We start from the raw sequence: 25,307 nt of genomic DNA, 5'->3' as shown, positions 1-25,307 counted from the left end.
CGTCCGGCTCAGGCCCAGAGGCTGCTGCCCCAGCGGGTGAGGATCAGCATGGCGATGACACCGACGTGCGTGACCGGCAGCACCCAGGTGAACTCGGCGAGGAAGTTCTTGACGGGGCGCGGGGCGGCCAGGAAGTCGTTGCGGACGTTGAACGAGGTCACGTACCAGAACATGGTGATCGTGGCGACCCAGGCCAGCGAGCACCACAGGCACAGGGCGTTGATGCGGTACAGCGACTCGAACTGCAACCAGGTGACGAAGGCGACGCCGAAGAGCGTGCCGAAGTTGAAGGTCAGCCAGTACCAGCGCGGGAAGCCGGCGCGGGCCAGCAGGCTCATGCCGACGCAGATCACGATGCCGTAGCAGACCAGGCCGAGCAACGGGTTCGGGAAGCCGAAGACGGCGGCCTGCTTGCTCTCCATCACGCTGCCGCAGGACACGATCGGGTTGATGCTGCAGCTCGGGGTGAAGGTCTTGCCGCTCAGCTTGCCTTCGAGGATCTTCTGCTTGTCGATCGTGATGACCCACGCGGCGAGCAGACCGGCCGCACCGGTGATCACCAGCAGCAGGGCGAAGGCACGGCTTCCGCCCACCGTTCGCGGCCCGGCGACCGCCGGTTGCTGCTCGGGCTCGGTGGAGACGTCTTTGACTGTCGTCTTGCTCATCACGCCGATTCCGTCACTCGAGAACTGGACCTTCTTCGGGCACGGCCATTGTGCCGCACATGGACGCGTGTCCACCGTTCGGTGGACACAAGGAGGTACGCACGGTCGTCCCCGAACGTTCGGTTCCGGACGAAGCTCGGCGCATGACATCGAACGAATACGCGGTGGACGTACGGGGGCTGCGCAAGCGGTACGGGGGCGTCACCGCCGTCGACGGCATCGACCTCGGCATCAGAAAGGGCGAGGTGTTCGGCCTGCTCGGGCCCAATGGCGCGGGCAAGAGCACCACGGTGGAGATCCTGCAGGGCAACCGCGGCCGGGACGCGGGCGAGGTCTCGGTGCTCGGCGCCGGCCCGGCGACCGGCACGCGCGCGTGGCGCTCGCGCGTCGGAATCGTCTGGCAGGACGAATCGGCACCCGCCGAGTTGACGGTCTGCGAGACCGTACGGCATTTCGCCCGCTACCACCCCGGGCCGCGCGACCCGCAGGAGGTGACGCCCTGGTGGGCCTGGAGGCCAAGGCGGACAGCCGGATCAAGGCGCTCTCGGGCGGGCAGCGGCGGCGGCTCGACGTGGCGCTCGGCGTGATCGGCGGCCCCGAGCTGCTGCTCCTGGACGAGCCGACGACCGGCTTCGACCCGGCGGCCCGGCGCCAGTTCTGGAGCCTGATCCGTCTGCTGGCCGCGGAGGGCACGACGATCCTGCTGACCACGCACTACCTGGAGGAGGCGGAGGCACTCGCGGACCGGCTGGCGGTGGTCGCCAAGGGGCTGATCCTGGCCGAGGGCACCCCCGGCGCGCTGCGGGAGCGGTACGGGTCCGGAGCCACGGTCGAGTGGACGGAGGCCGACGGCGCCGCGCGCGCGGAGCGCACCCGGACGCCCACCAGGACGGTGGCCGAGCTCATGCGCCGGTTCGACGGCGAGATCCCGGGCCTGAAGGTGAGCCGCCCGACGCCGGAGGACGTCTACCTCCGGCTGACCGGACAGGAGGGGACGCGATGACCACGTCCGCCGTGCGGACCCGCACCGAGACCGTCGCGGGGCGGATGCCCGGAGCGTGGGGGCTCGGGCTGCACCGGGGCGCGCTGGAGATCAGGCAGTTCTTCCGCCGGCGCGAGCAGGTGGTGTTCACCTTCTCCTTTCCGGTGGTCTTCCTGTTCCTGTTCGCCTCGATCTTCCAGGACGACGTGCGCGGCACCGGGATCAGCGCCTCGCAGCTGTACGTGCCCGCGATGATGGCCTCCGGCATCATGTCGACGAGTTTCCAGTCCCTGGCATCTCCATCGCGGTGGAGCGGGACGAGAAGGTGCTGCGCCGGCTGCGCGGCACGCCGATGCCTCCCGCGGCGTACTTCCTGGGGAAAATCTGGCTCGTTCTGTTCACCGGTCTGCTGGAGACGGCGATCCTGCTGCTGGTCGGGACCACGGTCTACGGCGTCGATCTGCCGTCGGATGCGGGCCGGTGGCTCGACTTCGGGTGGGTCTTCGTCCTCGGGCTGACGGCGTGTGCGCTGCTCGGCATCGCGATCAGCTCGGTGCCCCGGTCCGCGAAGAGCGCGAGCTCCGTGGTCGTGCTGCCGTTCCTGGTACTGCAGTTCGTCTCCGGGGTGTACATCTCCATCGGCACGGTCCCGGACCGGATGCCGCCGGCGGTTGTTCATCGGCGAGTCGACCGTGAAGACCCATCTGCTGCGCGTTTTCGGCAAGTTGGGCGTGGACGACCGCACGGCGGCGGTCACGAGCGCCATGCGGCACGGGCTCCTGGAGCAGTGACGAAGGCGCCGGACACCCGACAGGGTGTCCGGCGCCTTCCCGGCGTACCAGGGCTGTCGTCGGATCACCCCGGGTCCGCGGTGATCCGAACGACACCCCCTAGCCGAGCCGCGACTCCAGTTCGGCCACGATCTCGTTCACGCCGATCGCCGTCTGCTCGCCTGAATCCATGTCCTTGAGCTGGACGACGCCCTCGGCGAGGTCGCGCTCGCCGGCCACGAGGGCGTAACGGGCGCCGCTGCGGTGGGCGTTCTTCATGGCTCCCTTGAGCCCCTTCCCGCCGTACGCGAAGTCCGCCGCGATGCCCAGCTTGCGCAGGTCGGTGATCTTGGCGAACAGGACGCGGCGGGCCTCCTCGCCCAGGGGGACCGCGAACACACTGGTGGCGGCCGGGAGTTGGAGCTCGATTCCCTCCGCCTCCAGGGCCAGCACCGTGCGGTCGACGCCCAGCGCCCAGCCCACCGACGGCAGCGCGGGGCCGCCGATCATCTCGGACAGGCCGTCGTAGCGGCCGCCGCCGCCCACCGCGGACTGGGAGCCCAGGCCGTCGTGGACGAACTCGAAGGTGGTCCGGGTGTAGTAGTCGAGGCCGCGCACCAGCTTCGGATCGTCCTCGAAGGACACGCCCGCCGCCGTGATCAGCTCGCGGACCTCCTCGTGGTACGCCTTGCACGCGTCGCACAGGTAGTCGCGCAGGAGGGGGGCGCCGGTGAGCTGCTTCTGGACCGACTCGCGCTTGTCGTCGAGGACCCGCAGCGGGTTGATGTCGACGCGGCGGCGGGTGTCGTCGTCCAGGTCCAGGCCGCGCAGGAAGTCCTGCAGGGCGGCGCGGTAGACCGGGCGGCACTCCTTGTCTCCCAGGCTGTTGAGCAGGATGCGGAAGTCGCGCAGGCCGAGCGAGCGGTACGCCTGGTCCGCCAGGATGATGAGCTCGGCGTCCAGCGCCGGGTCCTCCGCACCGATCGCCTCGGCGCCGACCTGTGAGAAGTGGCGGTAGCGCCCCTTCTGGGGGCGCTCGTAGCGGTAGTACGAGCCCGAGTACCAGAGCTTGACCGGCAGGTTGCCCCCCTTGTGCAGGTTGGCCTCCAGGGCGGCCCGCAGGACGGAAGCCGTGCCCTCGGGGCGCAGGGCGAGCCGGTCGCCGCCCTTCGTCTCGAAGGCGTACATCTCCTTGGTCACGATGTCGGTGGACTCACCGACGCCGCGCGCGAACAGCTCCACGTTCTCGAAACCGGGCGTCTCGATGTAGCCGTAGCCGGAGTTGCGCAGCGGGGCCGCGATCGCCTCCCGGACGGCCAGGTACTTGGCGGAGTCCGGCGGGATCAGGTCGTACGTGCCCTTGGGGGCCTTGAAGGTGCTCACGGAAGCCTCTCGTCACATTCCTCGTCGGGGAGCGTCGGCGTCCGCTCCCAGGCCGGCCGCCACCTGCCGCAGATACGGGTTGGTGGCGCGCTCCCGGCCGATGGTCGTCTGGGGGCCGTGGCCGGACAGCACCACGGTCGAGTCGTCGAGCGGCAGGCACACGCGGGCCAGCGAGTCGAGCATCTCGGCCATGTCACCGCCGGGCAGGTCGGTGCGTCCGATGGAGCCGGCGAAGAGCAGATCCCCGGAGAAGAAGACCGGCGGAACGTCCGCCGTCTCGGGCATCCGGAAGGTCACCGACCCCTTGGTATGGCCCGGCGCGTGCGCGACCGACAGCTCCAGACCGGCCAGCTCCAGCTTCGCGCCGTCGGTCAGCTCCTTGACGTCGTCCGGCTCCCCCACGGTCAGCTCGCCCATGAGCGGCATGCCGATGGACCGGCCGAGCGACTTCTCGGGGTCGCTCATCATGTACCGGTCCGCGGGGTGGATCCAGGCCGGTACGTCGTGCGCACCGCACACCGGGACGACCGAGGCCACATGGTCGATGTGACCGTGGGTGAGAACGACGGCGACGGGCTTGAGCCGATGCTTCCCGATCGCCTCCTCGACGCCCTGGGCGGCCTGGTGGCCGGGGTCGATGATCACGCACTCCTCACCGGCGGCGGGGGCGACGAGGTAGCAGTTCGTCCCCCAGGCCCCGGCGGGGAACCCGGCAATGAGCACGATCGTCCTTCGTTGTGTCGGTACGGGCGGTCTCAGGTCGCTACGCGTGACTGCGCGTGGCTACGCCTGGTGTCAGAGCCTACCGGCGCTGCCGATTCCTCAGCGAACCCATATACGGTACGGGGCACATGCAGGCGGTCGGCTCACAGGACGCATGTGTACCGGTCGACACACGAGACGCATTGAGGAGACAACCCGGTGGTCAGCCAGGAACAGCGGCGGCGTCAGCTCGCCCGGGAGAAGTTCTTGCGGCAGCAGCAGCGGCGAACCGCCGCGCGGCGCAAAGCACGCATGCGCAACTCCGTGATCGCCTCGGTACTGGGCGTGGTCGTCATCGGCAGCCTGGCGCTGTACACGACCGGCGTCCTGAAGAACGACGACAAGTCCAACGCGAACGCGAAGGTCTCCCCCAGCGCCTCGGCCCCCAGCAAGGCCCCGGACCCGTGCGGGAAGCCCGCGGCGGGCTCGGTGAAGAAGCTGAGCTGGAAGAAGGAGCCGGCGATGTCGATCGACACGTCGGCGAAGTACGCGATGAAGCTGGACACCACGTGCGGCGCGATAGACGTGTCGTTGCGGGCGTCCGCCGCGCCGCACACGGTGAACTCCTTCAACTTCCTCGCCGGCCAGGGCTTCTTCGACCACACCAAGTGTCACCGGCTCACCACCGAGGGCATCTACGTCCTGCAGTGCGGCGACCCGACGGGCACGGGCAGCGGCGGTCCGGGGTACACGATTCCCGACGAGAATCTGAAGGACGCGAGCCTGAAGGGGAACGTGTATCCGGCGGGCACCGTGGCCATGGCGAACACGTACAACGCCGCGACGAAGCAGGGCCGTAACACGGGTGGCAGCCAGTTCTTCCTGGTGTACCAGGACAGTCAGCTTCCGCCCGACTACACACCGTTCGGTACCGTTTCCGAATCGGGCATGAAGGTGTTGAAGAAAATCGCGGCCGCCGGTGCCCAGCCGGCCGATCCGACCACGGGGAACACCGCACCGAACGCCACCGTGGTGATCAACAAGGCCACGGTGAACAAGCCCTGATGGCAATGATGGCCAGCTGGGAAATTTCGGTCGTGCTGGATGCGGACAGCTCACCCGCTGGTCGCCTATGTTGGCCGTGACGAAACTGTGGACGATGCCCGGGGGAGCTTCAGGCCCCTCGCAGGCATCATGTGGAGGAGGCGCTGTGAGCAGCGACCCGTGGGGCCGCGTCGACGAGACGGGGACCGTGTACGTGCGTACGGCCGACGGCGAGCAGGTCGTCGGTTCCTGGCAGGCCGGCTCCCCCGAGGAAGCACTGGCCTACTTCGAGCGCAAGTACGAGGGCCTGGTTGTCGAGATCGGCCTCCTCGAAAAACGAGTTCAGACCACCGACCTGTCGGCCAAGGACGCCCAGGCCGCGATCGACCACCTGCGTGAGCAGATCGACGCGCATCACGCGGTCGGCGACCTGGACTCGCTGCGTGCCCGCCTGGACAAGCTGGTGGAGACGGTCGAGGCGCGCCGTGAGGAGCGCAAGGCGCAGCGTGCCCGCCAGGCCGACGAGGCCCGGCACGCCAAGGAGGCACTGGTCGTCGAGGCGGAGGAGCTGGCGCAGTCGGACCAGTGGCGGGCGGCCGGGGAACGGCTGCGCTCGCTGGTGGACACCTGGAAGGGTCTGCCCCGGCTCGACCGCAAGTCGGACGACGAACTGTGGCACCGGTTCTCGCACGCGCGATCGGCGTTCTCCAAGCGGCGCAAGGCCCATTTCGCGCAGCTGGACGCGCAGCGCGAGGACGCCCGCAAGACCAAGGAACGGCTGGTCGCCGAGGCCGAGGCACTGTCGGACTCGACGGACTGGGGTCCGACGGCGGCCCGCTACCGCGAGCTGATGTCGGAGTGGAAGGCCGCGGGCCGCGCCCAGCGCGAGCACGAGGACGACCTGTGGAATCGCTTCCGCGGTGCCCAGGACGTGTTCTTCGCCGCCCGCAGCTCGGTCTTCGCGGAGCGGGACGCCGAGCAGTCGGAGAACCTGAAGCTGAAGGAGGAGCTGGCCGAGGAGGCCGAGAAGCTTCTGCCGATCACGGATCTCAAGGCAGCCCGGGCCGCTTTCCGCTCGGTCAACGAGCGCTGGGAGGCCATTGGCCATGTGCCGCGCGACGCCCGTCCGCGGGTCGAGGGCCGGATGCACGCGGTCGACCGGGCGATCCAGGAGGCCGAGGAGGCCGAGTGGCGCCGGACGAACCCTGAGGCACGGGCGCGTGCCGAGGGTCTGACCGGACAGCTCCAGGCCGCCGTGGACAAGCTGCAGGGCCAGATCGAGCAGGCTCGGGCCCAGGGCAACACCTCCAGGGCCGAGAAGCTGGAGAAGGAGCTGGAAGGCCGTCAGGCGCTCCTGGACCAGGCGCTGAAGGGCCTGCAGGAGTTCGGCGGCTAGCGCGCCGTCCGTCAGCGACGGAAGCGGTCCGGCGGTGCCTGGTGCACCGGCGGGCCGCTTCGGCGTTTGGGCGGGAGCGGTCCGAGGCCGGCCTCGGGCGCGGGGCGGACGGCAACTCACGGCGAGCCGGCGGCACCGCCCGGGCCGGTGGGTCGGGCCCCGCCCGGGTCGACACGGCGGCCCTGCGTCGGGCCTCGCCCGCCCGTGTCGGTTCCCCGCTCCCCCAGGCCGTCCTGCGCCGTCCTGCGGCCCGTCCGCCCAGGAGTCCTGCGCTATGCCCTGCGCGCCGACGTGACCCGGTAGACGTCGTAGACGCCCTCCACACCGCGGACCGCCTTGAGCACGTGTCCCAGGTGCTTGGGGTCGCCCATCTCGAAGGTGAAGCGGGAGGTGGCCACGCGGTCGCGGGAGGTCTGGACGGCCGCCGAGAGGATGTTGACGTGCTGGTCGGACAGCACGCGGGTGACGTCCGACAGCAACCGGGAGCGGTCCAGGGCCTCGACCTGGATGGCGACCAGGAAGACCGAGGACTGGGTGGGCGCCCACTCGACGTCCAGGATGCGCTCGGGCTCGCGGGACAGTGACTCCACGTTGACGCAGTCGCTGCGGTGAACCGATACGCCGCTACCGCGTGTGACGAAACCGATGATCGGGTCGCCGGGAACCGGCGTACAGCAACGGGCCAGTTTGACCCACACGTCGTCGACGCCCTTGACCACGACGCCCGGATCGGCGCTGGAGCGCCGCTTGCGGCTGCGTCCGCGCGTGGGCGGCACGCTCTCGTCGATCTCCTCGGTGGCCGCTTCCTCGCCGCCGAGCGCCTGGACGAGCTTCTGCACGACGTTCTGCGCGGAGACGTGGCCCTCACCGATCGCCGCGTACAGCGCGGAGATGTCGGGGTAGCGCATCTCGTGCGCGAGGGTGACCAGTGAGTCGCCGGTCAGGATGCGCTGGATCGGCAGGTTCTGCTTGCGCATGGCGCGGACGATCGCGTCCTTGCCCTGCTCGATCGCCTCGTCGCGCCGCTCCTTGGAGAACCACGCCCGGATCTTGTTGCGGGCGCGCGGCGACTTCACGAAGCCGAGCCAGTCGCGGGAGGGGCCCGCGCCGGTCGCCTTGGAGGTGAAGACCTCCACCAGGTCACCGTTGTCCAGCGTGGACTCGAGAGGTACCAGGCGGCCGTTGACCCGCGCTCCTATGGTGCGGTGGCCGACCTCGGTGTGGACCGCGTACGCGAAGTCGACGGGGGTGGCACCGGCCGGGAGAGCTATGACGTCGCCCTTGGGGGTGAAGACGAAGACCTCGTTGCGGGACAGGTCGAAGCGGAGGGACTCCAGGAACTCGCCGGGGTCCTCGGTCTCCTTCTGCCAGTCGAGCAACTGGCGCAGCCACGCCATGTCGTTGAGGTGGTCGTCCTTGCCCTTGCCGGACGACTTGGGCGCGTCCGTACGCACCTTGGAGGCGCCGGCGACGGCCTCCTGCTTGTACTTCCAGTGCGCGGCGATGCCGTACTCGGCGCGGCGGTGCATGTCGAAGGTGCGGATCTGGAGCTCGACGGGCTTGCCGTTGGGGCCGATGACCGTCGTGTGCAGCGACTGGTACATGTTGAACTTGGGCATCGCGATGTAGTCCTTGAACCGGCCGGGGACCGGGTTCCATCGCGCGTGCACCGTGCCCAGGGCCGCATAGCAGTCGCGGACGGTGTCGACGAGGACGCGGATGCCCACCAGGTCGTAGATCTCCGCGAAGTCGCGGCCGCGGACGATCATCTTCTGGTAGACGCTGTAGTAGTGCTTCGGTCGGCCGGTGACGGTCGCCTTGATGCGGGCCGCGCGCAGGTCGGCCTGGACCTCGTCGGTCACTATCGCGAGGTACTCGTCGCGCTTGGGGGCGCGCTCGGCGACCAGGCGGACGATCTCGTCGTACATCTTGGGGTAGAGGATCGCGAAGGCGAGGTCCTCCAGTTCCCACTTGATGGTGTTCATGCCCAGGCGGTGGGCGAGCGGCGCGTAGATCTCCAGAGTTTCGCGCGCCTTCTTCTCCTGCTTCTCGCGCTTGAGGTAACGCATGGTGCGCATGTTGTGCAGGCGGTCGGCGAGCTTGATGACCAGGACGCGCGGGTCCTTGGCCATGGCGACGACCATCTTGCGCACGGTCTCGGCCTGCGCGGCCTCGCCGAACTTGACCTTGTCCAGCTTGGTCACGCCGTCGACGAGCAGGGCGACGGTGTCGCCGAAGTCGCGGCGGAGCTGGTCCAGGCCGTACTCGGTGTCCTCGACGGTGTCGTGCAGCAGGCCCGCCATGAGGGTGGCCGGGTCCATGCCGAGCTCGGCGAGGATGGTGGTGACGGCGAGGGGGTGCGTGATGTACGGGTCGCCGCTCTTGCGCTTCTGGCCGCGGTGCCAGCGCTCGGCGACCTGGTAGGCGCGCTCGATCTGCCGGAGCGTCGAGTTCTCGATCTTGGGGTCGTTGCTGCGCACTATCCGCAGCAGCGGTTCCAGCACCGGGTTGTACGGGTTGGCACGCTGGACGCCGAGACGGGCGAGGCGGGCACGGACGCGGTTGGAGGAGCCGGAGCGGGCGGGCTGGCCGGCGGAGGGGCGAACCGTGGGCGGGGGCGCCGGGCGCTCGGACGGGGCCGGCTTGGGGCGCGAGGGCTCGGTCGACTTCCCGACGGGCGCGGACTGGGCGTGCTCGGCCGACCCGCGGGTGTCGTTCTTCGAGTGCGGCGCGGGCTTCGCCGCGGACGCCGAGGCGGACTCGGGCTTGGCGGCGGTCAGTGGCTGGGCCTCGTCTGGCAAGAGGGCTCCTCGTGCGCGATCCGGGTCCCCCGGTCAGGCTCCGGAGACCCCATGGTAGCGATCCTGAGCTCCAGGATCGCCTCCAGCCCGTTGGGAGGGCCGTCTACCGGAGAAACACACAAGACGGGCACCGGATTCCTCCGGGCCCGTCTGCGCGGTGTCCCGCGGGTGTACGGCGGCTTTCCCGCGGGCCGCACGCGCGGTGTGCGCCTGTTTCGCGGGGCGTGCGAAGCCTTTTTCGCGAGGCGTGTGCACGGCGGTCCTGCGCCCTGCGGGCGCACGAACGGCGAACGGCGAACGGCGAACGGCGACCTGCGCCGTGCACGTGCCTCGCGCGCGGCGCAGGCGCAGGCCGCCGCTGTCCGAGCGTCCGCGCGCGGGCCGCCGTAGGCCGGCCGCCCCGCGCGGCCCGGTCAGACCCGCAGCAGCGCTTCCAGCGGTGCTCCGTCGAGGGCCGGTTCCAGACGGGCGCGGCCGCCCAGGAAACCCAGCTCCATCAGCACGGCGACGCCCGCGACCCGGGCCCCCGCCCTGCGGATCAACTGGAGCGAGGCCTCGGCGGTGCCGCCGGTCGCGAGGACGTCGTCGACGACCAGTACGCGGTCGTCGCCCGTGAGGTCCTCGGCGTGCACCTCGATCTCCGCGGAGCCGTACTCCAGGTCGTAGGCCTGGCGGAGGGTCGCCCCGGGGAGCTTGCCCGCCTTGCGCACGGGGATGAAGCCCAGGCCCGCGCGGACGGCGACCGGAGCGCCGAGGATGAAGCCGCGCGCCTCCAGTCCGACGATCTTCGTCGCACCGGTGCGCTCGGCGATCTCCGCCAGCGCGTCGGTGAGGGCGGTGAACGCCGACGGGTCCGCCAGGAGCGGGGTGATGTCCTTGAACATCACGCCCTGCTCCGGGTAGTCCTCCACGTCGCGGATACGGCTGAGCAGGAGCTCCTCGATGGCGGTCATCGGCGCTTCCCGGAGGGTCGGCCGCGACCCCGGTTGCGCGCCGCGGGCTGGTTGCGCGAGCCCACGGCGGCGGGGGTGGCGTCCTCGGGCTCGTCGCCACCCGGCACGTCGCTCGTCTCGGAGTCGATCGGCTCGCCCTGGGCCGCCGCCTGCGCCCGCTTGGCGAGCACGCGCTTCCTGAGCGCCTTCATCTGCGGCTCGCGCTCCTTGAGGTCGGCGACGAGCGGCGTGGCGATGAAGATCGAGGAGTACGCACCGGCCGCGAGGCCGACGAACAGCGACAGCGAGATGTCGTTGAGCATGCCCGCGCCGAGCACACCGCCGCCGATGAACAGCAGGCCCGCCACCGGCAGCAGGGCGACCGCCGTGGTGTTGATGGACCGCATCAGGGTGCCGTTGATGGAGCGGTTGGCCACGTCGCTGTAGGTCCAGCGGGTCTGCCGGGTGATGTCCCTGGTCTGCTCCTTGAGGCTGTCGAAGACGACGACCGTGTCGTAGAGCGAGTAACCGAGGATCGTCAGCAGACCGATCACCGTGCCCGGGGTGACCTCGAAGCCGACGAGGGCGTAGATGCCGGTGGTGATGGTGATGTCGTGGATCAGGGCGACCAGCGCGGCCAGCGCCATGCGCCACTCGAAGGCGATCGCCAGGTAGATCACGACCAGGATCATGAAGATCGCCAGGCCTTCCCAGGCCTTGTTGGCGATCTGCTGGCCCCAGCTGGGGCCGACCAGGTCGGCGTTGATCTGCTCCGGGTTGACCTTCAGGTCCTTGGCCAGCGTGTCCTTGATCTGGTCGGACTTGTTCGTGTCGATGCCGGCGATCTGGACGCGCAGGCTTCCGTCACCGAGCTTCTGCACGATCGCGTCGTGCCCGGAGGCGTCCTGTGCGTAGTTCTCGGTCTGGGCGACCGAGGCGGTCATGTGCTTCGGGGTGGTGAAGACCGCTCCGCCCTGGAACTCGATGCCCATGTTCAGACCACGCACCGCCAGGCCGAGGATGGCCGTGATGGTGATCAGGATGGAAATGCCGTACCAGATCTTGCGGTTGCCGACGAAGTCGTAGCCGACCTCGCCACGGTGCAGTCGGGCGCCGAGGTTGCCGAGCTTCGACATCTCAGGCCTCCTTCGGGTCGACGGAGCCAGCGGCAGGGCGGGAGGGACGGCGGGTGCGGCGCAGTGGCGCCTTGGCGCCCAGGGCCTTCGGGTCGAGGCCGGACCACTTGTGGCCGTTCGCGAAGAACTTCCTGCGGGCGAGGATCGTCATCAGCGGCTTGGTGAACAGGAAGACGACGACCACGTCCAGCACGGTGGTGAGGCCGAGGGTGAACGCGAAGCCCTGGACCTTGCCGACGGTGACGATGAAGAGCACCGCGGCGGCGAGGAAGGACACGAAGTCGGAGACGAGGATGGTGCGCCGGGCGCGCGGCCAGGCACGCTCGACGGCGGGCCGGAGCGAGCGGCCCTCGCGGATCTCGTCCCGGATGCGTTCGAAGAACACGATGAACGAGTCCGCGGTGATGCCGATCGCGACGATCGCGCCGCACACGGCCGGCAGGTTCAGCGCGAAGTTGATGGCCGGGCCGAGCAGCGACATGATCACGTAGGTGAGGATCGCGGAGACCATCAGCGACGGGATGGCGATGACCGACAGGCCCCGGTAGAAGATCAGCAGGTAGATGACGACCAGGGCGAGGCCGATGGCGCCCGCGATGAGACCGGCGTGCAGCTGCTCGCCGCCGAGCGCGGCGGTCACGGTGGTGACGCTGTCCTCGTGGAAGGTCAGCGGCAGCGCGCCGTAGGACAGCATGTTGGAGAGGCTCTGCGCCTCCTGCTGCGTGAAGCGGCCGGAGATCTCCGCGCTGCCGCCGGTCAGCGCCTGGTTGACGTAGGGGTCGGAGACGACGTTGCCGTCCAGGACGATGGCGAACTGGTTCTGCGGGGACTGGTTCTGGGCCAGCTTGCCGGTGATGTCCGCGAACTTCTTGGCGCCCTTGGAGGTGAACTCCATGGTGACGGTCCAGCCGGAGGCGTTCTGCGTGTTGAAGACGGCCTGGGCCTTGCTCACGTCGGTGCCGTCCACCGCGGCGGGCCCGAGAATGTACTTCTGCCACTGGTTCTGCGAGTTCTTGCCGCAGGCGACCGTCGGGTCGGTCGGCTTGACGCCCTTGCCGGCCGTGGCGCGGACCGAGTCCTTGGTGCAGTCCAGCGCGGCGTACTGGGCCTGGAGCCTGGCGGCCGCGTCACTTGCGGAGCCGCCGCTCGGGGACGGGGAGGGGGTGGAGGATGCCTTCGCGGAGGACGACGCCGAGCTGCCCGGGGACGGGGTGGCGTCCGCCTTCAGACCGTCGGTGACCGCACGGCCCTGCTTGGTGGAGGTCGCCGACGGGGTGGTGGCGGAGGGGCTCGCCTTGCCGGTGGCCTTCTGCGGCGCGCTGGAGGAGGCGCTCGGCGAGGGGCTGGGCTTGGCGCCGGGGCCGGACACCTCGGTGGCGAAGACCGGACGGAAGTACAGCTTGGCGGTGGTGCCGACCTGCTCGCGGGCCTCCTTGGAGTTGGTGCCCCTGGGGATGTTGACGATGATGTTGCGATCGCCCTGGGTCTGGACCTCGGCCTCCGAGACACCCAGACCGTTGACACGGCGGTTCATGATGTCGACCGCGGTGTCCATGTTGGCCTTGTTGATCGCGGATTCCTGACCGCGCTCGGGGACCGCCCTCAGCGTGATGCTGGTGCCACCGGCCAGGTCGATGCCAAGGCGCGGGGTGGTGTTCTTGGAGGCGAACATGCCCCCGGTCAGCGCCACGATGGCGATCAGGATGAGGGCCAGCGAGCGCCATGGCTTGCTCTGGGCGCTCGCGCTCCGGCCCTTCTTAGGTGCTGCCACCTTCTCGTACTCCCTCTCGGGCCGCCCCGCGCCGGTCGGGCTCGGTGGCGGCCATGACATGGTGTCGGGATCCCGCGCGGAGCGGACACGTCCCAGGGCGCGCGGGCCCTTGCCGCGCGCCCTGGAAGGTGACTACTTCGCGCCGGAGTCGCCGTCGGTCTTCTTCGGCTCTTCGTCCGCCTTCGCCGCGACCGCGTCGTCGGCCGGCTCCTCGGCCGCGTCCTTCTTGCCGAGGTCGATGGGCTTGTCGTCGGAGGCGGAGGAGGCGTCGGCCCCGGGCTCGTCGGTCTCGGTGAGGGAGGAGGCGTCGTCGGGGACGACGTCGGCCTCGGACTTCAGGTCGTGCTCGATGCCGTGCACGATGCGGTTGTACTCGTCGTCGGACAGGACGGTCGCGATCGCGTTCTTGGCGAAGAGCAGTTCAACACCCGGGCCGGCGTCGAGGAGGACCGTCTCGTCACTGACCTCCTTGACCGTCGCGTACATGCCCCCAATGGTGCGGATACCGCTGCCGGGCTGGATCTGGTTCCGCATTTCGGCGGCCTGCTGCTGCTTGCGCTTGGCCGACCGGGTCATCAGGAACATGGCCCCGATGAGCACGATGAACGGGAGAAGGGTCACGAGACTCACGGGTCGGTACTTCCTTCACACGACCGCGATGGTGAGCGGCCTGATGGTTGGGGGTATGTGCGCTGCCGACAAGGGCGGCATCGGCGGAGTCTAAGCGAGTCCGCATGCAAGGAACAACGCTCAGCATGGCACCTGGGTTCCTGCCCGGGCCAATGCGCGCGCCCTCACGGACCGAACAGGTTCTGCTGTCCGCTTCCGGCGGCCGACGAGCGGGGCGGGGGCAGGCCGAGGTGGGCCCAGGCGGCGGGCGTGGCGACCCGTCCTCGCGGGGTGCGGGCGAGCAGGCCCTCCCGGACGAGGAAGGGTTCGGCGACCTCCTCGACGGTCTCGCGCTCCTCCCCCACCGCGACCGCGAGCGTCGACAGCCCGACGGGGCCACCGCCGAACAGTTTCAGCAGCGCCTCCAGGACGGCCCGGTCGAGGCGGTCGAGGCCGCGGGCGTCGACCTCGTAGACCGCGAGGGCGGCCCCCGCGATCTCCCTGGTGATCAGTCCGTCGGCCTTGACCTGGGCATAGTCGCGCACCCGGCGCAGCAGGCGGTTGGCGATGCGGGGGGTGCCGCGGGAACGGCCGGCGATCTCGGCGGCGCCGTCGGCCTCGATCTCGACGTCGAGCAGGCCGGCCGAACGGTGGATGACGCGCTCCAGCTCGGCGGGCTCGTAGAACTCCATGTGCGCGGTGAAGCCGAAGCGGTCGCGCAGCGGGGGCGGCAGCAGGCCCGCGCGGGTGGTGGCGCCGACCAGGGTGAAGGGGGGCAGTTCGAGCGGGATGGCGGTGGCGCCGGGGCCCTTGCCGACGATGACGTCGACTCGGAAGTCCTCCATCGCCATGTAGAGCATCTCCTCGGCGGGCCGGGACATGCGGTGGATCTCGTCGAGGAAGAGGACCTCGCCCTCCTGGAGGGAGGACAGGATCGCCGCGAGATCCCCGGCGTGCTGGATGGCCGGGCCGCTGGTGATGCGGATGGGGGCGCCCATCTCGGCGGCGATGATCATCGACAGGGTGGTCTTGCCGAGACCGGGGGCGCCGGAGAGCAGGACGTGGTCGGCGGTGGCGCCACGCGCGCGTGCGGCCCGCAGCACGAGGTCGAGTTGCTCGCGGACCTTCTCCTGGCCGATGAACTCACCCAGGTCCTTGGGGCGCAGCGCGGCCTCCACGGCCTGGTCCTCGCGGCCGGCGACGGAGTCCACCAGCCGCTCCGCGGCCGGGCCGACCTGCCGCTCGGGGGCGGTGGAGTCGGTCGTGTCGTCCCAGTTCATGTGGTGTGCCTCGGGGGTTGCGGTCCGGTGGTCGTACGACGGGATGGGCGCCCTCGGTCCTGGTGGCGCCCTCGGCTAGCGGGCTCTGTTGAGTGTCTGCAGGGCCGCCCTGAGCAGCTGACCCACCTGAGGCGTGCCGTCGGCGGCCTCGGCCTGCGGTGCCACGGCGGCGACGGCCTCGTCGGCCTCCCGGGTGGCGTAGCCGAGGCCGATGAGGGCCGCGTGCAGCTGGTCACGCCAGCCCTGGGAGACCGGCGCGCCGACCGCCGGGGCGCCGAGGGGCTCGCCCAGGCGGTCCTTCAGCTCGAGAAGCAGTTTCTGGGCGCCCTTCTTGCCGATTCCGGGCACCGCGGTGAGCGCCTTCTCGTCACCCGTGGCCACGGCCCGGCGCAGCGCGTCCGGCGTGTGCACGGCGAGCATCGCCTGGGCCAGCCGCGGACCGACTCCACTCGCGGTCTGGAGCAGCTCGAAGACCTGCCGCTCGTCGTCGTCGGCGAAGCCGTACAGGGTCAGCGAGTCCTCCCGGACGACCAGGGAGGTGGCGAGCTTGGCCGGCTGGCCCATCCGCAGTGTGGAGAGCGTGTTCGGCGTGCACTGGACGGCCATTCCGACCCCGCCCACCTCGAGCACCGCGGCGTCGGGAGCGAGTGCGGCTACCGTGCCGCTCACGAAGGCGATCATGCCGTACGGCCTTTCGATGCGTGCAGGGCGACCGCCCGCTGCAGACGGTTCTGGGCGGGGGCGCGCCAGATGTGGCAGATGGCGAGCGCGAGGGCGTCGGCCGCGTCCGCGGGCTTCGGCGGGGCGCTGAGCCGGAGCAGGCGGGTGACCATGGCCCCGACCTGGGCCTTGTCGGCGCGGCCGCTGCCGGTGACGGCGGCCTTGACCTCGCTCGGGGTGTGCAGGGCGACGGGGATGCCGCGGCGGGTGGCGCACAGCAGGGCGACGGCGCTGGCCTGGGCGGTGCCCATGACGGTGCGGACGTTGTGCTGGCTGAACACCCGCTCCACGGCGACGAATTCGGGCCGATACTCGTCCAGCCACTGCTGGATGCCCTGCTCGACGGCGACCAGGCGGTGCCCCAGATCGGCGTCCGTGGACGTACGGACGACCCCGACACCGAGCATCGTGAGCGGCCGGCCCGCGACCCCCTCGACGACGCCGACACCGCATCGCGTCAGACCGGGGTCCACCCCGAGTACCCGCACGCGCCCTCCCTTCGATTCCCCCCGGCTTTCCCCGGCTTCCGCCGGGAGTTCCCCCGGTTCGTGCAGGCTATCGGGTGCCACTGACAACGGCGGACGGCGACGCCCCGCAAAGCGACGGGCCGACGGGGGTGTCCCGTCGGCCCGTTGAGCCCTTGCAGCCAGCCACAGCGTTACGCGTCGACCTTCTCCATGATCTCGTCGCTGACGTCGAAGTTGGCGAAGACGTTCTGCACGTCGTCGCTGTCCTCCAGCGCGTCGATCAGCTTGAAGATCTTCTTGGCGCCCTCCTCGTCCAGTTCGACCTGCATGGTCGGGACGAAGTTGGCCTCCGCGGAGTCGTAGTCGATGCCGGCCTCCTGGAGCGCGGTGCGGACCGCGACGAGGTCGGTGGCCTCGCTGATGACCTCGAAGTTCTCGCCGAGGTCGTTGACCTCCTCGGCGCCGGCGTCCAGGACGGCGGCCAGGACGTCGTCCTCGGCCAGCTCGCCCTTGGGGACGATCACGACACCCTTGCGGTTGAAGAGGTACGACACCGAGCCCGGGTCGGCCATCGAGCCGCCGTTGCGGGTCATCGCCACGCGGACCTCGGACGCGGCGCGGTTGCGGTTGTCGGTGAGGCACTCGATGAGCACCGCGACACCGTTCGGCCCGTAACCCTCGTACATGATCGTCTCGTAGTCGGCGCCGCCGGCCTCCAGGCCGCCACCGCGCTTGATCGCCGAGTCGATGTTCTTGTTCGGGACCGACTGCTTCTTCGCCTTCTGCACGGCGTCGTACAGCGTCGGGTTGCCCTCGAGGTCGACGCCGCCCATGCGTGCCGCGACCTCGATGTTCTTGATCAGCTTCGCGAAGAGCTTGCCACGCTTGGCATCGATGACGGCCTTCTTGTGCTTAGTCGTGGCCCATTTAGAGTGGCCGGACATCTGCCTGTCTCCTTCGCGTAACCCATCTCTGCAACGAACTCCAGAGATCCTACAAGGACTCGGGTGTCCGGTTGGCGCGCACCATGTCGACGAACAGGGAGTGCACGCGGTGGTCGCCGGTCAGTTCCGGGTGGAACGAGGTGGCCAGCGCGTTGCCCTGGCGGACCGCGACGATGTGGCCGTCGTGCTCGGCGAGCACCTCGGCCCCGGCGCCCACGGACTCGACCCAGGGGGCGCGGATGAAGACGCCTTCTACAGGATCGCCCGCGACGCCCCTGACGTCGACGGCCGCCTCGAAGGACTCGTTCTGCCGTCCGAAGGCGTTGCGGCGCACGATCATGTCGATGCCGCCGATGGTCTCCTGGCCCGAGCGCGGGTCGAGGATCTTGTCGGCCAGCATGATCATGCCCGCGCAGGTTCCGTAGACGGGCATGCCGTCTCGCACGCGCGCGCGGAGAGGGTCCATCACTCCGAAGAGGATGGCCATCTTGGAGATGGTGGTGGACTCGCCGCCGGGGAGGACGAGGCCGTCCACCTCGGCGAGTTCTTCGGGGCGCCGCACCGGCCTGGCCACGGCGTCGGCCGCGGCCAGGGCGATGAGGTGCTCCCGTACGTCGCCCTGGAGAGCCAGGACGCCTATGACGGGTGCGTCAGTCATGTGTTCGTGCGGTCCTCAGGGGGGTGGTCCTCAACGGGGTGACTTACCAGCCGCGGTTGGCATAGCGCTCGGACTCGGGCAGGACGTCGCAGTTGATGCCGACCATGGCCTCGCCGAGGTTGCGGGACGCGTCCGCGATGATCTTCGGGTCGTCGTAGAAGGTGGTGGCCTTCACGATGGCGGCGGCGCGCTTGGCCGGGTCGCCGGACTTGAAGATGCCGGAGCCGACGAAGACGCCCTCGGCGCCGAGCTGACGCATCAGGGCGGCGTCGGCCGGGGTGGCCACGCCACCGGCGGAGAACAGCACGACCGGGAGCTTGCCGAGCTCGGCGACCTCCTTGACGAGCTCGTACGGAGCGCGCAGCTCCTTGGCGGCGGCGTACAGCTCGTGGTTGTCGAAGCCGCGCAGCTTGGCGATCTCGTTCTTGATCTGGCGCAGGTGGCGGACGGCCTCGACGACGTTGCCGGTGCCGGCCTCGCCCTTGGAGCGGATCATCGCCGCGCCCTCGGCGATGCGGCGCAGGGCCTCACCGAGGTTGGTGGCGCCGCACACGAACGGGGTGGTGAACGCCCACTTGTCGGAGTGGTTGACCTCGTCGGCCGGAGTGAGGACCTCGGACTCGTCGATGTAGTCCACGCCGAGGGCCTGCAGCACCTGGGCCTCGACGAAGTGGCCGATGCGGGACTTGGCCATGACCGGGATGGAGACGGCGTTGATGATGCCCTCGATCATGTCCGGGTCGGACATGCGGGCCACGCCGCCGTCCTTGCGGATGTCGGCGGGCACCCGCTCCAGGGCCATGACGGCGACGGCGCCCGCGTCCTCGGCGATCTTCGCCTGCTCCGGCGTGACGACGTCCATGATCACGCCGCCCTTGAGCTGCTCGGCCATGCCGCGCTTCACGCGGGCGGTGCCGGTCTCGGGGGTCTGGGCGGAGTCGGGAAGCGTGCTGGACACGGGTTGACCTCACAGAAGTGGAAGGAGGATTTCCTGCATCGTCGAGGAAACATAAGTGGACCAGGCCACAGCAAGGGCCAATGGCAAGCCGGTGGATCCTTTTCGGTCCGTGGCGGGGGACGACGTCGGTTCGTGACGGCGAGGGACGGCGCTCAGGCGGCCCGGTCCACCAGCGCCGCCGGAGGCTCGTCGTCCATCTCGAAGGCCATGGGGAAGGGCGCATGGCCCGCCAGCCGGAACCAGCGCACCTTGCGGTGCTCCCGCAGCCTGCGCGCCGCGCCGACCGCGTCGTTGTGGAAGCGCCGCGCCATCGGCACCTTGCGTACGGCCTCGGAGAGCTCGCGCGCGGCCTCGTCGCCGCCGGGCGCCTCACGGACCGCCTCCACCTGCTGGGCCTCGGCGAACACGGCCCGCAGCGCCTGGCTCAGCTCGCTCTCGGCGACCTCCCGCTGGTCCTCCTCGGCCTGCCGGGCGGCGTGTGCTGCCTCGTAGAGCACGATGGAGGCGGCCGGGTCGAGCACCCCGGAGGTGGCCAGCTCCTGGGCCACGGAGGCGCGGCGCAGCAACTGGGCGTCGAGTGCGGCGCGGGCCGCGTCGATGCGGGCGTGCAGCCGGTCGAGCCGCCCCGCCGTCCAGCTCAGGTACAGGCCGATCGCGACGAGCGCGACGGCGATCCAGATGAGGGTTGCGGTCACGGGCGGCAAGGCTACCGGGGCGCTGCGCCGGGGCGGCCGGGTGCCGTGCCATGGTCGCCCCGGGGGCCGTGCGCGGACGAACTGCGGGGCCGAAGGCCGAGCGGGGACCTGCGCCGCTCAGGCGGGCGCCGCCGTCAGTCCCTGGCCAGTCCCAGCCGGGCCCGCAGTCCCGTGGCCCGCTCGTCGGCCGCCACCGCCGCCGCTCCGGCCGTCACCGTCTCGTACACGGACAGAATGTCCGCACCGACCGTCGACCAGTCGAACCGCCGTACGTGGGCGCTCCCGCGCTCGCGCAGCTCGGCCCGCCGCGCCGGGTCCGCCAGCAGCCGCAGGGCCGCGTCCGCCAGCGCGTCCGCGTCCTCGTTGGCGAACAGCTCGCCCGCCTTGCCCTGGTCGAGCACCTGCGCGAAGGCGTCCAGGTCGGAGGCGAGCACCGGGGCCCCGGCGGACATGGCCTCGACCAGGATGATCCCGAAGCTCTCACCACCGGTGTTCGGAGCCACGTACAGGTCGATGCTGCGCAGGAAGCGCGCCTTGTCCTCGTCGCTCACCATGCCGAGGAACTCCACGCGCGAGCGCAGCTCCCCGGGCAGCGTCTCAACGGCCTCCTCCTCGTCGCCGCGCCCGGCGACCAGCAGCCGGGTCTGCGGACGGGCGGCGAGGATCTTCGGCAGGGCCTTCATCAGGACCGGAAGGCCCTTGCGGGGTTCGTCGATGCGCCCGACGAAGCCGATGGTGTCGCCCTGCCAGGCGGGCTTGGGCTCGGCCTCGGCGAAGAAGTCGACGTCGACGCCGTTGGGGATGACCACCGCGTCCCCGCCCAGATGCTCCACCAGGGTGCGGCGGGCGTACTCGCTCACCGCGATCCGTGCGCTGATCTTCTCCAGGGCGGCCTGCAGGATCGAGTAGGCGGCGATCATCGCGCGCGAGCGCGGGTTGGACGTGTGGAAGGTGGCGACGATGGGGCCCTGGGCCGCCCAGCAGGTCAGCAGGCCCAGCGACGGCGAGGTCGGCTCGTGGATGTGGATCACGTCGAACGCGCCGTCGTGCAGCCAGCGCCGTACCCGGGCCGCCGAGAGGAAGCCGAAGTTCAGGCGGGCCACCGAGCCGTTGTACGGCACCGGAACCGCACGTCCGGCCGAGACCACGTACGGCGGGAGCGGGGTGTCGTCGTCGGCGGGCGCGAGGACGGACACCTCGTGGCCCAGGCCGACGAAGTACTCGGCCAGGTCGCGGATGTGGAACTGGACGCCGCCCGGCACATCCCAGGAGTACGGGCAGACGATGCCGATCCTCACGAGGCGCCCTTCCCGGGATTCCCAGGATCCCCCGCGGGATCGAGGTCCACGAGCCACAAGCGCTGCAGCATGTGCCAGTCCTCCGGATGGTCGGCGATCCCCGTGGCGAAGGCATCGGCCAGCGCCTGTGTCATGACAGACGTCTTCTCGGCCCGCGTACCTGTCTCGGGCACCTCGATCGGGGGATGCACACGGCCCCGCATGACGGGTGAGTCGTCGTACCAGAGCGTCACCGGGAGCAGCAGGGCGCCCGTCTGCTGGGCGAGCAGGGCCGGTCCGGCGGGCATCCGGGCCGTCTCGCCGAAGAACTTCACCTCGACACCGGAGGCGGAAAGGTCGCGGTCGGCGACCAGACAGACCAGGCCGCCCTCGCGCAGCCGCCGGGCGAGGGTGCCGAAGGCGGAGCCGCCGCTGTGCGGGAGGACCTCCATGCCGAGGCCCTCGCGGTAGGCGACGAAGCGGTCGTACAGCGTCTCCGGCTTCAGGCGTTCGGCAACCGTGGTGAAGGGCGTCTCGAGCTTGGTGGTGACCCAGGCGCCGGCCAGGTCCCAGTTGGCCAGGTGGGGCAGCGCGAGGACGACGCCGTTGCCGGCGGCGAGACCGTCGGTCAGGAAGTGCAGGTCCTTGCAGTCGAAGCCGGTCCTGACCCGTTCGGGGCTCCAGGCCGGGAGCCGGAACGACTCCATCCAGTAGCGCAGGTAGGAGCGCATGCCCGCGCGGGAGAGCTCCGCGAGGCGCTCGGGAGTCGCGTCGGGCACCACGCGCGCGTAGTTGCGCTCCAGGCGCTGCACGCCCTTGCCGCGCTGCTTCCAGGCCAGATCGGCGATGGTGCGGCCGAGCCGTACCGCGACCGGTTCGGGCAGCTTCTTGACGGTGCTCCAGCCGAGGCCGTACAGCGCGGCGGTCAGGCGCTCCTGGGCGTTCACTTCGCCGCCTCACTCCCCCGGGAGGTGTTCTGCGGCTTGCCGTGCGCTGCGGCGGCCTCCGCCTCGGCGGACTCCCGGCGGACCGTTACGACGCGCTGGATGAGCGTGACCAGGCTGCCGACGGCGACGATCCACAGGGCGATCGGCAGCAGGTACTGGATGCCCGGCACCCCGAACTTGTGCAGGCCCGCCAACCCGGCCGCGACCAGCGAGATCACCAGCCGCTCGGCACGCTCGACGAGCCCGTTGACGGCGACGGGCAGGCCGATCGACTCGCCCCGGGCCTTGGTGTACGACACCACCTGGCCGCTGGCCAGGCAGAAGATCGACACGGCGCACAGGGCGTTGTCGTTGCCGTGGCCCGCGTACCACAGGGCGAATCCGCCGAAGATCGCGCCGTCGGCGACCCGGTCGAGCGTGGAGTCCAGGAAGGCGCCCCAGCGGCTGGTGCGGCCGAGCTGGCGGGCCATGTTGCCGTCGACGAGGTCGGAGAACACGAACAGGGTGATGACGACGGTGCCCCAGAAGAACTCGCCCCGGGGATAGAAGACCAGCGCACCCGCGACCACACCGGCGGTGCCGATGAGCGTGACCGTGTCAGGGCTCACGCCCCGGCGGATGAGAAACGCGGCGAACGGTGTGAGGACACGCGTGAAGAATGCACGCGCGTACTTGTTCAGCATGGCCTTCCCGACGGTCGTGTCGCCGTGCGGCCCTGCTGGCCACCGGCTGGCCCATCGTAGCCACGCGCGCGCGTACGCGACGGCCGGGCACCCGCCACCCTCGCGGGGCGGCCGGGCGGATGGCGCGCAACCGCCGGTGGGCGGCGGGATCGGGTCCTTCGTATGGACGCGGCATGACGGGAGTGGAAAGCTCGAAGAACCGCGGGCGTCGCCGGAGCCGCCAGTGCACGCGGTGCCGCGTGTCCGCGCCCACAGTGACCTCACCGTGCACGGGAGGCAGGATCATGGGCGACAAGGCGCAAACACACACCGGAGCCGCCGGCAGGGCAATGGCGGCCGACCACCCCGCGTCCATACGGAATGTGGTGCTGGTCGGCCACTCCGGTTCGGGCAAGACGACTCTGGTGGAAGCTCTCGCGCTGACGGCGGGAGCGGTCAACCGGGCGGGCCGCGTGGAGGACGGCGGCACCGTCTCCGACTACGACGACATCGAGCACCGGCAGCAGCGCTCCGTGCAGCTCTCCCTGGTGCCCGTCGAATGGGACGGCATCAAGGTCAATCTTCTGGACACCCCCGGCTACGCCGACTTCGTCGGGGAACTCAGGGCCGGTCTGCGTGCGGCGGACGCGGCCCTTTTCGTCGTCTCGGCCTCCGACGGCGTGGACGGCTCGACCCGCATGGTGTGGGAGGAGTGCGCGGCCGTCGGCATGCCCCGGGCCATCGTGGTCACCCACCTGGAGGCCGCACGGGCGGACTTCGAGGAGATGACACGGGTGTGCGCCGGGGCCTTCGGCGCGGACGACCCGGACGCCGTGCTGCCGCTGTACCTGCCGCTGCACGGCCCCGAGGGCCCCGACGGGCACGCGCCCGTGACCGGGCTGGTCGGGCTGCTGTCGCAGAAGCTGTTCGACTACTCCTCCGGGGAGCGCAAGGAGTCCGAGCCGGGCGAGGAACAGCTGCCGCGGATGGACGAGGCCCGCAACCGCCTGATCGAGGGAATCATCTCGGAGAGCGAGGACGAGACGCTCATGGACCGCTATCTCGGCGGCGAGCAGATCGACCTCACCACGCTGATCGAGGACCTGGAGCGAGCCGTCTCGCGCGGGGTCTTCTTCCCCGTCCTGGCCGCCGCTCCCGCGGCCGAGGGCGCCCGGCAGGGCATCGGCACGGTGGAACTGCTGGAGCTGATCACCGGTGGCTTCCCGACCCCGCTGGAGCGCGAGGCGCCGGGCGTCACCACGGTCGACGGCAAGCCGCGCGAACTCGCGGCCTGCGATCCGGGCGGCCCGCTGGTCGCGGAGGTCGTGAAGACCTCCTCCGACCCCTACGTCGGCCGGGTCTCCCTCGTCCGCCTCTTCTCCGGAACCCTGCGCCCCGACGACACGGTGCACGTCTCCGGGCACGGGCTGGCCGACCGGGGGCACGAGGACCACGACGTCGACGAGCGCGTCGGCGCGCTGTCCACGCCGTTCGGGAAGCAGCAGCGCCCGGTGACCCATGCCGTCGCCGGTGACCTGGCGTGCGTGGCGAAGCTGGGCCGCGCCGAGACCGGCGACACGCTGTCGGGCAAGGACGACCCGCTGCTCATGGAGCCGTGGGAGATGCCCGACCCGCTGCTGCCGCTCGCCATCCAGGCGCACAGCAAGGCGGACGAGGACAAGCTCAGTCAGGGCCTGTCCCGACTGGTCGCCGAGGATCCGACCATGCGGCTGGAGCAGAACCAGGACACCCACCAGGTGGTGCTGTGGTGCCTGGGCGAGGCCCACGCGGACGTCGCCCTGGAGCGGCTGCGCAACCGGTACGGCGTCCAGGTCGACGTCGTGCCGCACCGGGTCTCCCTGCGGGAGACCTTCGCGAACAGGTCGGCCGGGCGCGGCCGGCACGTCAAGCAGTCCGGCGGGCACGGCCAGTACGCCATCTGCGAGATCGAGGTGGAGCCGCTGCCCGGCGGCTCGGGCATCGAGTTCGTCGACAAGGTCGTCGGCGGGGCCGTGCCGCGGCAGTTCATCCCGTCGGTGGAGAAGGGCGTACGGGCCCAGGCGGCCAAGGGGGTCGCCGCCGGCCATCCGCTCATCGACGTCCGGGTGACGCTGCTCGACGGCAAGGCGCACTCGGTGGACTCCTCCGACGCGGCGTTCCAGACGGCGGGCGCGCTCGCGCTGCGCGAGGCCGCGGCCGACGCCAGGATCCACCTGCTGGAGCCGGTGGCCGAGGTCTCCGTACTGGTCGGCGACGACTACGTGGGCGCGGTCATGAGCGATCTGTCCGGGCGGCGGGGCCGGGTGCTGGGCACCGAGCAGGTGAGCGGTGGCCGCACGCTCGTACGGGCCGAGGTTCCCGAGATCGAGATCGGCCGGTACGCGGTCGACCTGCGGTCCCTGTCGCACGGCACCGCCCGCTTCAACCGCCGCTACGCGCGGCACGAGCCGATGCCGCCGCAGGTCGCCGAGAAGGTGCGTGAACAGGAGCAGGACGCCTCGTAGTTGA

General features: G+C 70.5%; 22 protein-coding genes and 3 pseudogenes. 7 read left to right on the top strand and 18 right to left on the bottom strand.

The genetic code is table 11. The features are described from left to right. Positions 1-8 precede the first annotated feature (8 nt). Positions 9-665 carry a vitamin K epoxide reductase family protein gene (locus AB0A61_RS11330; RefSeq protein ID WP_361289685.1) on the bottom strand — a complete coding sequence of 219 codons (657 nt, stop codon included), beginning with the start codon at positions 663-665 and terminating at the stop codon, positions 9-11. A gap of 59 nt (positions 666-724) precedes the next feature. On the opposite strand from AB0A61_RS11330, the pseudogene AB0A61_RS11325 reads away from it, so the two are divergent. The 4 genes and pseudogenes from AB0A61_RS11325 to AB0A61_RS11310 all read left to right on the top strand — a co-directional run. Beyond that, positions 725-1,084, top strand: a pseudogene (locus AB0A61_RS11325) (ATP-binding cassette domain-containing protein); the annotation flags it as partial. Continuing rightward, positions 1,039-1,668: an ABC transporter ATP-binding protein gene (locus tag AB0A61_RS11320; protein ID WP_361289682.1), complete on the top strand. Its 630-nt coding sequence runs from the start codon at positions 1,039-1,041 to the stop codon at positions 1,666-1,668. The pseudogene AB0A61_RS11325 and the gene AB0A61_RS11320, both read left to right, overlap by 46 nt. Further along, positions 1,665-2,302, top strand: a pseudogene (locus AB0A61_RS11315) (ABC transporter permease); the annotation flags it as partial. The gene AB0A61_RS11320 and the pseudogene AB0A61_RS11315, both read left to right, overlap by 4 nt. Positions 2,303-2,312: 10 nt before the next feature. After that, positions 2,313-2,438 (top strand): annotated as a pseudogene (locus AB0A61_RS11310) (LuxR C-terminal-related transcriptional regulator); the annotation flags it as partial. Positions 2,439-2,537: 99 nt separating this feature from the next. On the opposite strand, the gene hisS reads toward AB0A61_RS11310, so the two are convergent. Both hisS and AB0A61_RS11300 read right to left on the bottom strand, forming a co-directional pair. Beyond that, on the bottom strand, positions 2,538-3,800 hold the full coding sequence (gene hisS, locus AB0A61_RS11305; protein ID WP_361289679.1) for a histidine--tRNA ligase: 1,263 nt from the start codon (positions 3,798-3,800) through the stop codon (positions 2,538-2,540). Between the two features lie 12 nt (positions 3,801-3,812). Next, positions 3,813-4,523, bottom strand: coding sequence for an MBL fold metallo-hydrolase (locus AB0A61_RS11300; RefSeq protein WP_361289676.1), 711 nt, complete (start codon positions 4,521-4,523; stop codon positions 3,813-3,815). Positions 4,524-4,721: 198 nt separating this feature from the next. On the opposite strand from AB0A61_RS11300, the gene AB0A61_RS11295 reads away from it, so the two are divergent. Together AB0A61_RS11295 and AB0A61_RS11290 are read left to right on the top strand one after the other, a co-directional pair. Beyond that, on the top strand, positions 4,722-5,567 hold the full coding sequence (locus AB0A61_RS11295; RefSeq protein WP_361289674.1) for a peptidylprolyl isomerase: 846 nt from the start codon (positions 4,722-4,724) through the stop codon (positions 5,565-5,567). Positions 5,568-5,712: 145 nt separating this feature from the next. After that, positions 5,713-6,942: a DUF349 domain-containing protein gene (locus tag AB0A61_RS11290; protein ID WP_361289671.1), complete on the top strand. Its 1,230-nt coding sequence runs from the start codon at positions 5,713-5,715 to the stop codon at positions 6,940-6,942. Between the two features lie 272 nt (positions 6,943-7,214). Here AB0A61_RS11290 and relA read toward each other — a convergent pair whose 3' ends face one another. From relA to pgsA, 15 genes are all read right to left on the bottom strand, one after another. Continuing rightward, complete coding sequence (gene relA / locus AB0A61_RS11285; protein ID WP_361289668.1) at positions 7,215-9,743, bottom strand: GTP pyrophosphokinase; 2,529 nt, start codon at positions 9,741-9,743, stop codon at positions 7,215-7,217. Between the two features lie 413 nt (positions 9,744-10,156). Further along, positions 10,157-10,696, bottom strand: coding sequence for an adenine phosphoribosyltransferase (locus AB0A61_RS11280; RefSeq protein WP_361289665.1), 540 nt, complete (start codon positions 10,694-10,696; stop codon positions 10,157-10,159). Continuing rightward, positions 10,693-11,811, bottom strand: a complete 1,119-nt coding sequence (gene secF, locus AB0A61_RS11275) for a protein translocase subunit SecF (protein WP_361289662.1) — start codon at positions 11,809-11,811, stop codon at positions 10,693-10,695. The genes AB0A61_RS11280 and secF overlap by 4 nt, the downstream gene beginning before the upstream one ends. A 1-nt stretch (position 11,812) precedes the next feature. After that, complete coding sequence (gene secD, locus AB0A61_RS11270) at positions 11,813-13,582, bottom strand: protein translocase subunit SecD (RefSeq protein WP_361289659.1); 1,770 nt, start codon at positions 13,580-13,582, stop codon at positions 11,813-11,815. Between the two features lie 132 nt (positions 13,583-13,714). Then, positions 13,715-14,212 (bottom strand): preprotein translocase subunit YajC, encoded by a 498-nt coding sequence (gene yajC, locus AB0A61_RS11265; RefSeq protein WP_361289656.1) that lies wholly within the window; start codon positions 14,210-14,212, stop codon positions 13,715-13,717. A 164-nt stretch (positions 14,213-14,376) separates the two neighbouring features. Continuing rightward, on the bottom strand, positions 14,377-15,471 hold the full coding sequence (ruvB, locus tag AB0A61_RS11260; protein ID WP_361289653.1) for a Holliday junction branch migration DNA helicase RuvB: 1,095 nt from the start codon (positions 15,469-15,471) through the stop codon (positions 14,377-14,379). 75 nt (positions 15,472-15,546) lie between these two features. Further along, complete coding sequence (gene ruvA, locus AB0A61_RS11255; RefSeq protein WP_361289651.1) at positions 15,547-16,152, bottom strand: Holliday junction branch migration protein RuvA; 606 nt, start codon at positions 16,150-16,152, stop codon at positions 15,547-15,549. Next, positions 16,149-16,679, bottom strand: a complete 531-nt coding sequence (gene ruvC, locus AB0A61_RS11250) for a crossover junction endodeoxyribonuclease RuvC (RefSeq protein WP_361289648.1) — start codon at positions 16,677-16,679, stop codon at positions 16,149-16,151. The genes ruvA and ruvC overlap by 4 nt, the downstream gene beginning before the upstream one ends. A 170-nt stretch (positions 16,680-16,849) precedes the next feature. Then, positions 16,850-17,602 carry a YebC/PmpR family DNA-binding transcriptional regulator gene (locus AB0A61_RS11245; RefSeq protein ID WP_361289645.1) on the bottom strand — a complete coding sequence of 251 codons (753 nt, stop codon included), beginning with the start codon at positions 17,600-17,602 and terminating at the stop codon, positions 16,850-16,852. 49 nt (positions 17,603-17,651) lie between these two features. Beyond that, positions 17,652-18,260, bottom strand: coding sequence for a pyridoxal 5'-phosphate synthase glutaminase subunit PdxT (pdxT, locus tag AB0A61_RS11240; protein WP_361289642.1), 609 nt, complete (start codon positions 18,258-18,260; stop codon positions 17,652-17,654). A gap of 43 nt (positions 18,261-18,303) precedes the next feature. After that, complete coding sequence (gene pdxS / locus AB0A61_RS11235; protein ID WP_361290029.1) at positions 18,304-19,152, bottom strand: pyridoxal 5'-phosphate synthase lyase subunit PdxS; 849 nt, start codon at positions 19,150-19,152, stop codon at positions 18,304-18,306. Positions 19,153-19,370: 218 nt separating this feature from the next. Then, positions 19,371-19,913, bottom strand: coding sequence for a hypothetical protein (locus tag AB0A61_RS11230; RefSeq protein ID WP_361289639.1), 543 nt, complete (start codon positions 19,911-19,913; stop codon positions 19,371-19,373). A 134-nt stretch (positions 19,914-20,047) separates the two neighbouring features. Next, a complete protein-coding gene (locus AB0A61_RS11225) occupies positions 20,048-21,211 on the bottom strand; it encodes a glycosyltransferase family 4 protein (RefSeq protein WP_361289636.1) in 1,164 nt (387 codons plus the stop codon). After that, positions 21,208-22,137 carry a phosphatidylinositol mannoside acyltransferase gene (locus tag AB0A61_RS11220; RefSeq protein ID WP_361289633.1) on the bottom strand — a complete coding sequence of 310 codons (930 nt, stop codon included), beginning with the start codon at positions 22,135-22,137 and terminating at the stop codon, positions 21,208-21,210. Before AB0A61_RS11220 ends, AB0A61_RS11225 begins: the two co-directional genes overlap by 4 nt. Beyond that, a complete protein-coding gene (pgsA, locus tag AB0A61_RS11215) occupies positions 22,134-22,820 on the bottom strand; it encodes a phosphatidylinositol phosphate synthase (RefSeq protein WP_361289630.1) in 687 nt (228 codons plus the stop codon). Before pgsA ends, AB0A61_RS11220 begins: the two co-directional genes overlap by 4 nt. A gap of 284 nt (positions 22,821-23,104) precedes the next feature. Here pgsA and AB0A61_RS11210 point away from each other — a divergent pair, with 284 nt between their 5' ends. Continuing rightward, positions 23,105-25,303, top strand: a complete 2,199-nt coding sequence (locus AB0A61_RS11210) for an elongation factor G-like protein EF-G2 (protein WP_361289627.1) — start codon at positions 23,105-23,107, stop codon at positions 25,301-25,303. Positions 25,304-25,307: the final 4 nt, after the last annotated feature.

The sequence above is a fragment of the Streptomyces sp. NPDC046197 genome (genome assembly GCF_040646295.1).
Lineage (GTDB): Bacteria > Actinomycetota > Actinomycetes > Streptomycetales > Streptomycetaceae > Streptomyces.
This window is presented reverse-complemented; position numbering and strand designations above follow the sequence as displayed.

What these genes read in the sequence shown, in the direction of transcription:
- AB0A61_RS11245 (WP_361289645.1), bottom strand. Translation starts at nt 17,602, where the DNA reads ATGTCCGGCCACTCTAAATGGGCCACGACTAAGCACAAGAAGGCCGTC.
- secF (WP_361289662.1), bottom strand. Translation starts at nt 11,811, where the DNA reads ATGTCGAAGCTCGGCAACCTCGGCGCCCGACTGCACCGTGGCGAGGTC.
- pdxT (WP_361289642.1), bottom strand. Translation starts at nt 18,260, where the DNA reads ATGACTGACGCACCCGTCATAGGCGTCCTGGCTCTCCAGGGCGACGTA.
- AB0A61_RS11210 (WP_361289627.1), top strand. Translation starts at nt 23,105, where the DNA reads ATGGGCGACAAGGCGCAAACACACACCGGAGCCGCCGGCAGGGCAATG.
- pdxS (WP_361290029.1), bottom strand. Translation starts at nt 19,152, where the DNA reads ATGGCCGAGCAGCTCAAGGGCGGCGTGATCATGGACGTCGTCACGCCG.
- pgsA (WP_361289630.1), bottom strand. Translation starts at nt 22,820, where the DNA reads ATGCTGAACAAGTACGCGCGTGCATTCTTCACGCGTGTCCTCACACCG.
- ruvA (WP_361289651.1), bottom strand. Translation starts at nt 16,152, where the DNA reads ATGATCGCCTTCGTGAGCGGCACGGTAGCCGCACTCGCTCCCGACGCC.
- ruvB (WP_361289653.1), bottom strand. Translation starts at nt 15,471, where the DNA reads ATGAACTGGGACGACACGACCGACTCCACCGCCCCCGAGCGGCAGGTC.
- AB0A61_RS11280 (WP_361289665.1), bottom strand. Translation starts at nt 10,696, where the DNA reads ATGACCGCCATCGAGGAGCTCCTGCTCAGCCGTATCCGCGACGTGGAG.
- AB0A61_RS11330 (WP_361289685.1), bottom strand. Translation starts at nt 665, where the DNA reads ATGAGCAAGACGACAGTCAAAGACGTCTCCACCGAGCCCGAGCAGCAA.